Raw genomic sequence first — 13,412 nt, 5'->3', positions numbered from 1 at the left:
GTTATGCGCTCCACTGACCGTCTCTTAATTGCAAGCGGCGCTTACAACGCGCGGCGACTTTCGCATCATGGGTCACAATCAGGATTGTGGAGCCTTGTTCATGCAATGACTCAAGTACCGCTAAAATTTGCTCAGCGGTAACGCTATCGAGGTTACCTGTGGGCTCATCCGCAAGAATGAGGCTAGGGTTAGTTACTAACGCACGAGCAATAGCCACTCGTTGCTGTTGACCGCCTGATAGTTGCGTTGGGTAATTGTCTGCTTTATTTGCTATTTCAACTTGTGTTAAAGCCTTCATGGCACGTTCTTTATACTGGTGCTTATTGATCGACGGATGATAACGGAGTGGGAGCATGACGTTTTCTAAAACGGTCATGTCATTAACGAGGTTAAAGTTTTGAAAAATCCACCCCACGTGTTGATTACGCAGTGAGGCGCGTTGATATGCCGATAACGTATGGACGGGATGACCTGCTAAAGAGTATTCACCGTTGCTTTGCACGTCGAGTAAACCAATGATTGAAAGCAAGGTGGACTTACCGCTGCCCGAGGGCCCCTCCAGGGCAACAAATTCACCCTTATTGATAACCAAATCGATATTTTTTAATGCCTCAAACTGCGTCTTACCCGAGCCAAACACTTTACTCATTGCCGATGTTTCTATTAACGCCTCAGCCATTCCCGCCTCACTTATTATTTTTGTTCTAGCAACGACAAACTATGATTGTTGTCATAGTTGTTTATATCAATTATTGAGAACAATTAACAGGCGCTTCAATAATGTACTTTTCGATAGGGCACTGGCATAATCCGCGGCTTGTTTTAAGTCGCCTTTAGTTAGAACGGAAATGAGCACTATGTCGCGCAATCTTATCTCGATAGCGAGCCTTGCACTGTTGGGTTTAACCACAAGCAAGGTATCCGCAGAACAATATTGGTCGGACGCGAGCCTGACTTATTTAGATGGCCATCACTATGAAGTCGGCGATCCTGACCGACAGGTTTTGACCTTCGAGTATGTTGCGGGTTATGACTGGGGCAAACTATTTAGTTTTGCCGACCGGTTAGAATCGAGTGATGGGTTTAAGGAAACCTACATCGAAATTTCGCCTGAGTACTATATTGCTGAATTCGAAAATAGCTGGATTAAAAACCTTAGCGTATCGGGTACAGCAGAAGTGGGAGATGGATTTACTCACTATCTTTACGGTTTAGGCGTGGCATTTGATGTTCCAGGCTTTGATTTTTTAGAGCTTGATGCTTATAAGCGTAATAATGACGGATTACCTAACAACTACCAACTAACCGCATCGTGGGGAGCGCGCTTTGCCATCGCCGATACGCAATGGTTGTACGACGGCTTTATCGACTATGCTTCAGGTATCTCAGGTGTGGGGCCTGCTAATTTGAACTTTACCTCACAGCTCAAACTGGATTTAGCGCCGTATTTTAATCTCGACTCGCCGCTGTATATCGGTGTCGAATATGTGTACTGGCGCAATAAATTCTATATTGATGGTGTTAACGAACATAATCCGAATTTACTGGTTAAGTGGCACTTCTAGTGCCACTTGAATTATTAGCGTGTTTTAAATTGTGAGAGTAACTCGGCGAGGTGGCGAGCCATCTCGTTCATGTGTTGGCAATCACTATGACTGGTGCCCACAGCCGCACTGACTTCGCGTGAGAAGTCTGCAATCGACTGAATGTTTTTCGCCACATCTTGGCTGACAGAGGCCTGCTGTTCAGTCGCTGTGGCAATCTGCGTGCTCATATCTGCGGTTTGTTGGATCAACGCCACTAACGACATAAGCTGGCTGGCCGAATCGGCCACGTGCTCACTGGTAGAGAGTGCATCACCTCGACTGTGCTGCATGCGTTTGACGGCATCCGCAGCCGATTGCCGTAGTTCAGCCATTTGTTCGCGCACGCGCTCTGTGGATTCATTCGTTTTGCGTGCGAGAGTACGCACCTCATCTGCGACGACCGCAAACCCACGTCCGGCTTCACCCGCGCGAGCAGACTCAATCGCCGCATTGAGCGCAAGTAAATTAGTTTGCTCTGAAATCGCCTCAATGGTTTCGATAACGGATGATATGCCCTGTACCTTATCAGCCAATTCAGACACCGTCTGAGAGGCATGGTCGATCTCATTGGAAAGCGATTGCATGCGCTGCTCAGCCTGTTGTAACTTAGTGCGATTTTGTTGTGTGCTCTCATTCGCTGTTGCTGCCCCCGTTGCTGTTTCATTGGCATTATGGGCAATTTCTTTAACTGTGGTTTCCATTTCACTCATCGCCACAGCCACTTGGTCGGTTTTATCTTCTTGATCACTGGACAGTCGATTAATTTGCGACATTGAACGGTCGATTTCGTCCACTTTGAGATTAAGCTGCTCGTTAGTTTGACGCACCGTATCAATGATATTCCCGAGGTTATTAACAAACGCATTAAAGCCCGATGCTAATTCGCCTAATTCATCATTGGTTGCCACCTCAAGACGTTGGGTCAAATCACCGCCCTCCTGAGCCATCGAGGTGAGCCGTTGTGCAACATGTTTGATGGGCTTTACGATACGTCGCGCATAAAATGCCATGGCTAGCACGAATGACGCGCCAACTAATAGCGAAACAATAATTAGCGTCACGAGCGTGGTATAAAGCTCCCCGAAAACCTCTTGCTCGGGGAGTTCAACAATGATGCGCCATTGGGTATTGGGGAGCTCAGTACTTGCAACGATGAACGATTCACCGTTGCGCTCGGTAATCGAATGATGGAACTCACCCGGTTTGAGTAATTCATTTGCGACGGCGTCACCGACCACGTTAGCCAGTGCAACTTGCTGCGTTAAACTTGAATGAATTTGGATGTTACCCTGCTGGTTGACCAAATACGCAGTTCCATTTTCACCCACCTTATAATCAGTGATGGCCTGAGTCAGCTTTTCTAGCGACTTACCAATACCCGCAACGGCGACGACGCGATCGCCATTAACGACTTTGACATTGACAAAAATCGTCGGAATACCGGTATTCTCATCAACATCGAAATTGAGCTCAACAGAATGATTGCCATTTAAAAAGTTATAAAACCATTGATCACGGTCGTTGCTTTGGCTGACTTGTTTAAGTAGACCATCGGCGGTGTAATAGTTACTGCTCAAGTCGGATACTAAGAAGGCAGCGCTTGCCTGATTATTATTGAGCACTGAGTCGAGATGATTAACGATAGCTTGTTGTGACTCCTGAGATTCACCATTTTCCAGTGCTTCAATAAGAAAAGTGTTCTGAGCTAAGGCGGTCGATGCTTGAATTGGCTGACTAATGAGCGCTCCAATCTCGCCTCTTACTTCGCCGAGTGTGGCGGGTAATTCTTGCTCAATCACGCGTTTATTGAGCATCGTTGATATCATCAAGCCGGTTATCGTGAGATTGATGACCAACAAGGTCATCATCGCAATAGCGATGCCCAAAGTTAATTTTGACTGTAAACGCATGTGAACCCTCCTCAGCTTATGAAGGGTTTATCGGCTAGTTTAAGTCGCGCTTTAGTCTATTGTGTTTTTAGAAACTCTTCAAAAAGCTCTGCAAAGCGCTCAAGGTCGCGTCGTGTAATATCTAAATGAGTGACTAACCTCAATTTTTTTGCCGCGCCTATTTTTACTTTATTTTTCTCCATAAACCGCTGGAGAGAGCCAGCAAATTCTACTGAAGGCAAGGTCAAATACACCATATTTGTGCGTGCATCACTCACACCAATATGTGTATTAACACAGGCTTTTTGAAGGGCAACCGCAAGCCATTTGGCGTTCTCATGATCCTCCTGAATACGTTCAATATGATGATCTAAAGCGTGATCAATAGCGGCTGCCAAAATGCCGGCTTGGCGCATTCCGCCTCCGACCATCTTACGCCAGCGTCTTGCGCGTGCAATATAATCGGTTGGACCGACAAGTAACGAGCCAACCGGAGCGCCTAAACCTTTCGAGCAGCACACTGAGACAGAATCGAATGGTGCAGCTAGCTCGGCGGCAGTCAACTGGGTTGCTGCCATTGCGTTAACTAATCGAGCGCCGTCGAGGTGCATCTTTAAATCGTGCTGTTCAGCGAGGGTACGCGCTTGGTCGAAGTAGTCTTGAGAAATCACCTGACCGGCATGCGTGTTCTCAAATGCGAGTAGTCGGGTAATTGGAAAATGAGGATCATTTGGCTTGATGCGTTCGGCGATAGTGTCTAAAGACAGAGTACCATCGGCTTCGACTTCGATGGTTTGTGGCACGATGCCTCCGAGCACCGCAGCGCCGCCTGCCTCATAGCGATAGGTGTGATATTCCTGACCCACGATATATTCTTCACCGTTACGACAATGACTGAGCAAACCTAATAAGTTACTTTGTGTGCCGGAACTGCAGAAAAGCGCATCCTCTTTACCTAACCACTGGGCAACGCGCTGCTCTAACGCGTTAATTGTGGCATCTTCACCATACACATCGTCACCCACATCAGCACGAATCATCGCATCACGCATGGCAGATGTTGGCTGGGTCACTGTATCGCTTCTTAAATCCATTTGCGTCTCGCTTAACTAGTTATTGTTTTGAACAAAGCGTTCTAAGGCGGTGGTTGTTAAGTGGTCAAAGTATAGGGATAATGAACCGCATTGAACAGATGAGAAAAAGCGACGCGATATGAAAGTATATGACAACGTATTGGAAATGATCGGCAACACGCCGTTGGTAAAAGTGAACAACATCGATACAGGTCCCTGCGATTTGTATCTTAAGTTAGAGCTGCAAAACCCGGGTGGGTCTATCAAGGACCGCATCGCCGTTGAGATGATTAATGCGGCTGAGCGTGATGGCAAATTGAAGCCAGGCGATACCATCATCGAGGCGACTGCAGGCAATACAGGCTTGGGCTTGGCGTTAGTTGCGGCGAGTAAGGGCTACCCCTTGATGATCGTAATGCCTGATAAAATGAGCCAAGAGAAAGTCAACAATTTGCGTGCGATGGGGGCGACTGTCAAACAGACTCGCTCAGATGTACAAAAAGGTCACCCTGAATACTACCAAGATATGGCCGCTCGCTTAGCCGAAGAAAACGGCTGGTTCTATGTAAACCAATTTGAAAACCCTGCCAACGTAGAAGCGCATTACAAAACCACGGGTCCAGAGATTTGGCAACAAACGGATGGCGACATTGATGCCTTCGTTTGTGGTGTCGGTTCAGGCGGCACCTTAACAGGTATTGGGCGCTATCTCCGTGAGCAAAAGTCCGATGTTGATTTAGTGCTTGCCGATCCTACTGGCTCAATTTTGGAACCATTAGTGAATCGTGGAGAGCATGTCGAAGCGGGCAGCTGGTTGGCCGAGGGTATTGGCGAGGATTTCGTTCCAAAAATCTGCGAAATTGAATTAGCCAATAAAGCCTACGCGATTTCAGATAAAGAAGGTATGCAGATGGCGCGTCAGGTGCTTGAGAAAGAGGGTGTTATGGTGGGCTCTTCGAGCGGCACCTTAATCGCTGCTGCAGTGCGTTATTGCCAAGATCAAACCGAGAAAAAGCAAGTGGTGACACTTGCGTGTGATACGGGTAATCGCTACTTATCGAAGTTATTCAACGATGAGTGGATGCGTGAAAATAATTTGCTGTAAGGAGTTGTAATAATGGCATCAAATAAACCAATGAAATTTGCGACACGCACCATTCATGGTGGTCAGTCACCCGAGCCGGTTACCGGGGCTGTCATGCCTCCGATTTTTACCAGCTCAACCTATGCGCAAGAGAGTCCGGGCGAACATAAAGGCTTTGAGTATTCTCGTTCGCACAATCCAACGCGTTTCGCATGGGAGCGCGCCGTCGCGAATTTGGAAGGGGGCACACAAGGTCTTGCCTTTGCTTCGGGCATGGCGGCGACCTCTACAATTTTAGAGTTGCTTGATAGTGGCGATCACGTGGTCGCTATGGATGACTTATACGGTGGCAGTTTCCGTTTGTTCGATAAGGTACGTGGGCGTTCAGCGGGACTTAAGTTCTCATACGTTGACCTTGCCGACATTAAGCAAGTCGAACAGGCGCTGACCTCAGAAACACGTATGATTTGGGTTGAAACACCCAGCAACCCTATGTTGAAACTGGTTGATATTGAAGCCATTGTGAAAACCGCAAAGGCACACAACCCAGACATCATCGTGGTAGTGGATAACACCTTTGCGACGCCTTTCAATCAACGCCCGATTGAGCTCGGTGCTGATATCGTTATGCACTCGGCGACTAAGTATCTAAATGGTCACTCCGATATGGTGGGTGGTATCGCCGTTGTAGGTGATAACCAAGACCTAGTCGAACAGATGCTATTCTTGCAAAATTCGGTCGGTGCTGTTGCGGGTCCGTTTGACTCCTATTTAGCGCTCCGTGGTGTTAAAACGTTAGCGCTGCGTATGCGTCATCACAACCAAGCAGCGCTCGAGTTGGCGCAATGGCTCGAGCAACATCCGAAAGTCGAGAAGGTGATCTACCCAGGTCTTGAAAGCCATCCACAACACGCGCTTGCGAAGCGTCAGATGTCCGGTTTTGGCGGCATGATCTCAATTTTACTGAAAGGCGATTTGGCAGCTGCTCGTAAGTTCTTAGAGTCGGTCGAAATCTTTGCGTTGGCAGAAAGTTTAGGTGGGGTTGAATCGTTAATCGAACACCCTGCGATTATGACACATGCTTCAGTACCCAAAGAAAATCGTGAGAAACTAGGTATCTTAGACAACTTTGTTCGTGTGTCGGTGGGTATTGAAGATCTGGACGATCTTAAAGCCGATCTCGATGCGGCTTTAAACGCGTTCTAAACGATATTATCGATTAAAAGTAAAGCTATACAACTTAAAAACCGGTCGCGAGACCGGTTTTTTTATATATAAATCAGTGGTTTATACATTATTTTACAGTTTCGTCATAATTGATTAGGCTTAGGAATAACAAAAAACTGCAGTTTGCAGTGACAAAAATGTTCGCTAAAGAAGGAAAGAATTATGCTATTGAGCCTACTGTTACTTCAGGGACTCGTAGCCGCGTTATTGTTTTACGGCTTAGTCGGTCAGTATCAATCTAAACCGCTTTGGAGTTTATTAGCGGTATTGACCGCAGGGTTTATTCCTCCACTTAACTGGGGTCTGTTGCTTGCAGCGATCGGGCACCGCATGTGGAAGCGTTCTCCAGCGATGCGTCAGTCTATTCACGAACCTCAAGCACGGATGTAATTGCCAATGTCAGCAGTACGTCCGTTTCATTTAGCCTTACCCGTAAAGTCCCTCGACAACGCCCGCAAGTTCTATGGTGAGATCCTGGGGCTGGAACAAGGTCGTAGTAGTGACGATTGGATCGACTGGAACTTCTTTGGTCATCAATTTGTGACGCATGTGGCACCTGAAATAGCGGGTGTTAAAAACCACAGCGGCGTCGATGGTCACAATGTGCCCGTGCCTCACTTCGGTGTCGTGTTATTACGCGAAGATTGGGACGATGTGGCGCGTAAGATTGCTGACTCTGATATTGAGTTTGTCATCGAGCCTTATATTCGTTTTCAAGGCAAACCGGGCGAGCAAGGCACGATGTTTTTCTACGATTACTGCGGCAACGCGCTTGAATTCAAAACGTTCAAAAGCGATGACGATATCTTCGCAACTTAAACCTTGAGCGGCTGACTGGGCTCGGCCGCGATATTCCCACCACTTAATATAATCCCAACCCGTTTCCCGGCGAATCGACTTCGCTCTTGCTTCAGCGCCGCCAGCGTGATCGCTGAGGATGGTTCTATAATGATTTTAAGACGCTGCCAGATCAGTTCCATGGCCGCTTTTGTGTCTTTATCTTCAACGACAAGCACAGCACTTACGTGGCGTTTTAATATTTCGAAATTATATTCACCCAATTGCGTCAGTAAGCCATCGCAAATACTACGAGGTGGTTTAGCGGGTTGCCGGATACCCGTGCTGAGTGACTCAAACCCATCATTAGCGAGCACCGGTTCAGCGCCATAAACTTCGAGTCCTCGTGCCGCTAGGCAGGCGCCTGCAAGCAGGCCGCCGCCACCTAAAGGGGTGATGACAGCGTCTAAATCTTCAACTTGTTTGAGTAGCTCCAGCGTAGCCGTCCCTTGTCCCGCGATAATATCGGGGTGATCGTAGGGTGGAATAAATGTCTCACCGGTATGCGCTCGTTCTGCTGCGAACCGCTCTCGCGCTTCCATACCCGGCTCTATCGTGACTATTGTGGCACCGCTGGCTTCAATATTGTTGCGTTTTATAGCAGGCGCGTTATTGGGCACCGCGACCGTAACGGAGATGCCTAAACGTGCTCCAGCATAGCCTAGCGCTGCACCGTGATTACCGGATGATACGGTAAATACACCGGCTTTACGCTGTTGCTCTGACAGAGATAGCAAGGCATTGCTGGCGCCGCGATACTTAAACGCCCCGGATTTCTGAAGGTTTTCGCACTTAAAGAAAACCTCACAGTCAAGGGCATCATTGAGCTCCGAACATGTGAGCACCGGTGTGTGCTTAATAAAACCTTCCAAGCGATTGGCAGCTAATACAATGTCATCGTAGCGAGGCAAGCTTATTTTAGGCATAATACGGGTCCTTCAGCGAAAACGAGGATTGCTTGTGGGTCAATTAAATACGTTTCAACGCATCCGCGCGATGGAAACCGAAAAACAATCATTGTTTGCATTGTATCTGTGCGAGCGGATGCTGCCAAATTATGAATTTTTTCATCAGCTCACGGGGTTCGGTGAACTCAAACCGTTACGTGGTGCACTCAACGCGCTATGGGACCGTCATGCAAATCCTAAACACAGCAAAATCAACGCAGAGCGTTGGCAAGAGAAAGTCGATGAAGTGACGCCGAGTGAATACGGTCATGACATGCTCGGAGTTTATCCTGCGATGGATGCCTGTACTGCTATCAGCACCTTGCTACAGGGCGTGCTTGATAAAGACGCAAAAAACTTTGTCGATGTGGCAAAAGTATCACAAGCCTCGGTGGCTAAATTCATAGAGCTCAATATTGCCGATGAGGTGCCCGCCGAGCAGTTACGAGAGGTGGTTAATCAACACGAGCTGTATCAGTATGAAGTTGAAATGCAGCAGGCGATGCTCAATTACCTCGAAGCGCAACCAACCGTCACTAAGGCACTGGTTAATCAGCTGAAGCAAATGGTGGCCGATGAAGGTATTTCTAACATCGGCCTTGAAGTGAATCAGTCATCAGACTGACGTGCGTAGATCGTTAGCCATCCGAAAATGCCGAAGATAAGAATCTGCCAGCCATCTCCCTTTTTCCAAGGGAGCTGAGCTTTCATCGTGGCAACAAAAATCCCCAGCAATAACAAATGCATAATCACAAGTACGCCGAGTAACATAGCAATCAGACCATAAGCTTGGGTGCTCATGTCGACGACTAAACCCGATAAAAGCGCAAGCAAAGCAATCCATATAATGGCAAAAATCGCTTTGCCGAGAAGTAAAATCATATTCATACGTGTGTTGTCTCTTCAGTTGATGGAGTGAGCAACCTAAAGCTGACTTGACCGTGATGCTTCTCTCGGAGGATATCAAAGTCATTGAAGACTTCAGGCGGCAAGTTGTGCTCACTTTCGACATAAATCAGCGAGTCCGAATGTAACCACTCACCTCGTTTCAGCGCTTCAAGCGTCGGACTGACGAGTGATTTATTAAACGGTGGATCGATAAATACGATGTCTAGTTTAGTGGGTTGAGTTGACTCCGCGTTTAGCCAATCGAGCGCGCTTTGTTGTATCACATTAATTTGTGGTGCCGATAAGCGACTGACATTTTGATTCAATTGCCGCGCCGCCGCCTTGTCCATTTCTATCAGAGTTACCTGTTGGGCGCCTCTCGATGCGGCTTCAAAGCCTAAGCTACCGCTGCCAGCAAACAAATCGACAACCTGAGCGCCTTGAATATCAAATTGCAGCCAATTAAATAACGTCTCTCGTACGCGGTCCGTGGTAGGGCGAAGCCCCTCGGCTGTTAGTATGGGCAGCTTGCGCCCGCGCCATTGCCCGGCAATAAGGCGCAACTCTCCTGTTTTCTTGTTGCTTTGTTTTCTCACAATATAATTGGCCTGGTTAATTATCTGGGTGCGTCGTCAGTTTCGCTACAGCGTGGTAAACTATCACTAGTTTAACGATTTAATGGTTGTAGTTCCAAGGTATTCAATTATGGCAAAAGGTTTGTTTTCTATGTTTCGACGCAATAAATCGTCGAAACAAGATGAGAAAGAAATAAAACAAGATGAGCAAGAGCAGCAGTCGACCCCACGTGATGCTGATGCAACGGAAGACTGTGCGCAAGTGACGGCCGATTCTGCCGCAGGAAAGCCGTTACCTGAGGTCGAGCCGGAACCTCCTAAGCAGTCTGAACCCGAACCTGAGCTCGACCCAGAACCTGAGGTTGTCTCTGCAGAGGGGACAAGATCTGAGTCTAACATTGAGCCTGAGCCTGAGCCTGAGCCCGAGCCTGAAGCCGCTCCAGCAATAGAACCTGAAGTTGAATCAACACCCGAAGCGGCACCCGCTAAGAAGAAGGGGCTTTGGGCTCGCCTGACCGAGGGACTCAAGCGGACATCGGGCAGTATTGGTTCGGGCTTATTCGGCGTCTTTAAAGGTAAGAAGATCGATGACGATCTGTTTGAAGAACTTGAAACTCAATTATTAATGGCTGATTTAGGCGTAAAAACGACCACAAAAATCATCGATAATCTGACGCAACAAGCGGATCGCAAACAACTTAAAGATGCCGAAGCACTATATGAATTGCTGCAAGAGCAGATGGAAGCCTTGCTCGAGCCGGTCGATAAGCCGCTCGCGATTGATACCAGTAAAACGCCGTATGTCATTTTGATGACCGGTGTAAATGGAGTGGGTAAAACCACCACCATTGGTAAGCTCGCTAAACAGTTCAAACGTGAGGGCAAGTCAGTCATGCTCGCAGCCGGGGACACGTTCCGCGCCGCTGCCGTAGAACAGTTACAGATCTGGGGCGAACGCAACGAAATTCCTGTTATTGCACAACAGACCGGTTCTGATAGTGCATCAGTATTGTTCGATGCGATGCAGGCCGCTAAAGCGCGGGGTATCGACGTACTGATTGCCGATACAGCAGGCCGCTTGCAGAATAAATCGAATTTAATGGAAGAGCTAAAGAAAATTGTGCGGGTAATGAAAAAGCAGGATCCGCAAGCGCCACACGAAGTGATGCTGACGTTAGACGCGGGCACTGGCCAAAATGCAATCTCGCAAGCCAAACTGTTCACCGAAGCTGTCGGAGTGAGCGGAATTGTAATGACGAAATTGGATGGTACCGCTAAAGGCGGTGTGATTTTTGCCGTAGCCGATGAATTTAAAATTCCTATTCGATACATCGGTGTGGGCGAGCAATTAGATGATTTACGACCATTTATCGCGCGAGACTTTATTCAGGCGTTATTTGACCGTAAGCTAGACCAAGAATAAAGCAACCTTAAGACACTATGATACGCTTCGAGCAAGTCAGTAAAACCTATCCTGGGGGTCACCAAGCCCTCAGTCATGTTGATTTTCATGTTAAACCCGGCGAGATGGCGTTTCTGACAGGGCACTCCGGCGCGGGTAAAAGCACCTTACTCAAGTTAATCAGTGTGATGGAGCGCCCGACTGCTGGTAGAGTGCGTATCAATGGCCATGACCTCAATACGATTAAGCCGAAACAGGTTCCTTTTGTACGTCGCGATATCGGTATGATATTTCAAGATCACCGATTGTTAATGGACAAGTCAGTGTTCGATAACGTCGCGCTCCCCTTGATCATTGAAGGTTACAGCGTTCAGGAGGCACGCAAGCGGGTACTTGCGGCCCTTGAAAAGGTTGGCTTGGCCGACAAATACCGGCATTTTCCTATGATGCTCTCGGGTGGTGAACAACAGCGTGTCGGTATTGCACGCGCTATCGTAACAAAGCCACCGCTATTACTAGCAGACGAACCGACGGGTAATTTAGACCCTAAGCTCTCAATGGACATTATTCGGCTATTTGAGGAGTTTAACCAAGTCGGTGTATCGGTACTCATTGCTACGCATGATTTAGGTCTCATTGCGCGGTTAAAATATCGGACGTTGACCTTAAAAGAAGGGCGGCTCATTAATGATGGCCTAGAGGAGCAACCGGCATGAGCTTATTGTTCCGCAACCGAGTCGTCGAAAAAGGTGCTCAACAACAAACCAGCTTGCCGTTTTGGCGGCGTATTTTGATGATCCCGGTGCATCATTTGCAACAGGCGGTCAGTAGTCTAGGGGAGTTGTGGCGTAATCCTATTGCGAGCTTAATGACTGTTGCTGTACTTGGTTTGAGCTTAACGCTACCTAGCGCACTCTATGTGATGGTAAAAAACACCTCCCAAATTGCTGGACAGTGGCAGCAAGCCTCTGAAATTTCTTTGTTTCTGCGTACCGATGCAAGCCAGCAATCGGTTGCTACATTAAAGCAGCAGATAAGTATCCGTAATGACGTCGAATCGGTTCAGTGGGTTACCAAACAAGAAGGGTTTGAGCAGTTTAAAGCGACTTCTGGTTTTGGTGAAACATTGGATTATTTTGACAGTAACCCGCTTCCCGATGTACTGGTTGTAACACCAGCGCAACAAGCACGCACACCTGCGCGGGCGCAGGCATTGCTTGAAGAACTACAACAGGCTCGCGAAGTGCAGATGGGTAAACTCGATGTTGATTGGCTGTCTCGTCTGCAAGCGATTGTTGATTTAATTCAGGATGTATTGGCCGCATTAGCGCTGCTTTTATGTATCTCTGTCATTCTGATCGTGAGCAATACAATCCGACTGAATATACTCAGTAAACGTGATGAAATCGTGATTATGAAACTCGTCGGAGCCACTGATGCATTCATTCAACGGCCGTTTCTGTATACCGGTGTTTGGTATGGTGTGGCAGGCGGTGTGATTGCATGGTTGGCAACCCAGTTATTGATCTGGTGGATTGGTTCTGCCGTAACCAATGTAACTGAATTATATCAGTCACAGTTCTCGCTTTCAGGATTGACTGTCGGAGAGATGTTAATGGTCTGGTTGGTTGCCGTTGCGCTGGGTTTAATCGGTAGTTTTTTAGCGGTGCGAAAGCACATAAAAAGTATCGAACCCGAGGCATGATCGAAAACGATCGCAAGACTTGCGTTGACAAACATGCGCGTTATACTGAGATTCTTGGCGATTGTTTTTTCGGGTCCAGCAATGACGACCTGTTGCGCTGAACGGAACTTGTGTGTAAAAAAACGGTCATACGGATAGGCTATGCTAGTCGATACATGTAGTGAGTAATTAGAGGTTGTTAAATGAGCACTGAATTAAA

The 13,412-nt window shown here is 47.6% G+C and carries 15 protein-coding genes; 9 read left to right on the top strand and 6 right to left on the bottom strand.

Translation table 11 applies throughout. From position 1 onward, the window contains the following. Window position 1: 1 nt before the first annotated feature. A complete protein-coding gene (locus B2X00_RS09110) occupies window positions 2-679 on the bottom strand; it encodes an ABC transporter ATP-binding protein (RefSeq protein WP_290487250.1) in 678 nt (225 codons plus the stop codon). Between the two features lie 178 nt (window positions 680-857). Here B2X00_RS09110 and B2X00_RS09105 point away from each other — a divergent pair, with 178 nt between their 5' ends. Further along, the gene (locus B2X00_RS09105) at window positions 858-1,565 is read left to right on the top strand and encodes a DUF5020 family protein (RefSeq protein WP_290487249.1); all 708 of its coding nucleotides are present in this window, start codon (window positions 858-860) and stop codon (window positions 1,563-1,565) included. Window positions 1,566-1,579: 14 nt separating this feature from the next. Here B2X00_RS09105 and B2X00_RS09100 read toward each other — a convergent pair whose 3' ends face one another. Together B2X00_RS09100 and ltaE are read right to left on the bottom strand one after the other, a co-directional pair. Then, complete coding sequence (locus B2X00_RS09100) at window positions 1,580-3,496, bottom strand: methyl-accepting chemotaxis protein (RefSeq protein WP_290487248.1); 1,917 nt, start codon at window positions 3,494-3,496, stop codon at window positions 1,580-1,582. Window positions 3,497-3,552: 56 nt separating this feature from the next. After that, complete coding sequence (ltaE, locus tag B2X00_RS09095) at window positions 3,553-4,569, bottom strand: low-specificity L-threonine aldolase (protein WP_290487247.1); 1,017 nt, start codon at window positions 4,567-4,569, stop codon at window positions 3,553-3,555. A gap of 118 nt (window positions 4,570-4,687) precedes the next feature. Between ltaE and B2X00_RS09090 the strand changes: the two genes are divergently transcribed. The 4 genes from B2X00_RS09090 (at window position 4,688) to B2X00_RS09075 (ending at window position 7,678) form a co-directional block, all read left to right on the top strand. Then, window positions 4,688-5,653, top strand: a complete 966-nt coding sequence (locus tag B2X00_RS09090; protein WP_290487246.1) for a cysteine synthase A — start codon at window positions 4,688-4,690, stop codon at window positions 5,651-5,653. A gap of 12 nt (window positions 5,654-5,665) precedes the next feature. Further along, window positions 5,666-6,838 carry a trans-sulfuration enzyme family protein gene (locus tag B2X00_RS09085; RefSeq protein WP_290487245.1) on the top strand — a complete coding sequence of 391 codons (1,173 nt, stop codon included), beginning with the start codon at window positions 5,666-5,668 and terminating at the stop codon, window positions 6,836-6,838. A 183-nt stretch (window positions 6,839-7,021) separates the two neighbouring features. Next, window positions 7,022-7,249, top strand: a complete 228-nt coding sequence (locus tag B2X00_RS09080; RefSeq protein ID WP_006953888.1) for a hypothetical protein — start codon at window positions 7,022-7,024, stop codon at window positions 7,247-7,249. A 6-nt stretch (window positions 7,250-7,255) separates the two neighbouring features. Further along, window positions 7,256-7,678 carry a VOC family protein gene (locus B2X00_RS09075; protein WP_286682204.1) on the top strand — a complete coding sequence of 141 codons (423 nt, stop codon included), beginning with the start codon at window positions 7,256-7,258 and terminating at the stop codon, window positions 7,676-7,678. On the opposite strand, the gene B2X00_RS09070 is transcribed toward B2X00_RS09075, so the two are convergent. Then, window positions 7,675-8,622, bottom strand: a complete 948-nt coding sequence (locus tag B2X00_RS09070; RefSeq protein WP_290487244.1) for a threonine ammonia-lyase — start codon at window positions 8,620-8,622, stop codon at window positions 7,675-7,677. The two genes, B2X00_RS09075 and B2X00_RS09070, sit on opposite strands and share 4 nt — an antisense overlap. Window positions 8,623-8,656: 34 nt before the next feature. Between B2X00_RS09070 and B2X00_RS09065 the strand changes: the two genes are divergently transcribed. Beyond that, on the top strand, window positions 8,657-9,268 hold the full coding sequence (locus B2X00_RS09065) for a YjaG family protein (RefSeq protein ID WP_290487243.1): 612 nt from the start codon (window positions 8,657-8,659) through the stop codon (window positions 9,266-9,268). Here B2X00_RS09065 and B2X00_RS09060 read toward each other — a convergent pair. After that, window positions 9,253-9,531, bottom strand: coding sequence for a DUF1145 domain-containing protein (locus B2X00_RS09060; protein ID WP_006953882.1), 279 nt, complete (start codon window positions 9,529-9,531; stop codon window positions 9,253-9,255). The two genes, B2X00_RS09065 and B2X00_RS09060, sit on opposite strands and share 16 nt — an antisense overlap. Next, complete coding sequence (gene rsmD, locus B2X00_RS09055; RefSeq protein WP_290487242.1) at window positions 9,528-10,127, bottom strand: 16S rRNA (guanine(966)-N(2))-methyltransferase RsmD; 600 nt, start codon at window positions 10,125-10,127, stop codon at window positions 9,528-9,530. Before rsmD ends, B2X00_RS09060 begins: the two co-directional genes overlap by 4 nt. A gap of 109 nt (window positions 10,128-10,236) precedes the next feature. On the opposite strand from rsmD, the gene ftsY reads away from it, so the two are divergent. The 3 genes from ftsY to ftsX are packed head-to-tail and all read left to right on the top strand — an operon-like array spanning window position 10,237 to window position 13,213. Continuing rightward, complete coding sequence (gene ftsY, locus B2X00_RS09050; RefSeq protein ID WP_290487241.1) at window positions 10,237-11,529, top strand: signal recognition particle-docking protein FtsY; 1,293 nt, start codon at window positions 10,237-10,239, stop codon at window positions 11,527-11,529. Window positions 11,530-11,546: 17 nt separating this feature from the next. Next, window positions 11,547-12,224, top strand: coding sequence for a cell division ATP-binding protein FtsE (ftsE, locus tag B2X00_RS09045; RefSeq protein ID WP_290487240.1), 678 nt, complete (start codon window positions 11,547-11,549; stop codon window positions 12,222-12,224). Further along, window positions 12,221-13,213 carry a permease-like cell division protein FtsX gene (ftsX, locus tag B2X00_RS09040; protein ID WP_006953878.1) on the top strand — a complete coding sequence of 331 codons (993 nt, stop codon included), beginning with the start codon at window positions 12,221-12,223 and terminating at the stop codon, window positions 13,211-13,213. The genes ftsE and ftsX overlap by 4 nt, the downstream gene beginning before the upstream one ends. Window positions 13,214-13,412: the final 199 nt, after the last annotated feature.

The organism is Idiomarina sp. UBA3162 (assembly GCF_002364475.1).
Lineage (GTDB): Bacteria > Pseudomonadota > Gammaproteobacteria > Enterobacterales > Alteromonadaceae > Idiomarina.
The sequence above is the reverse complement of the archived record's forward strand: the minus strand, read 5'-3'. Positions and strand labels throughout refer to the sequence as shown.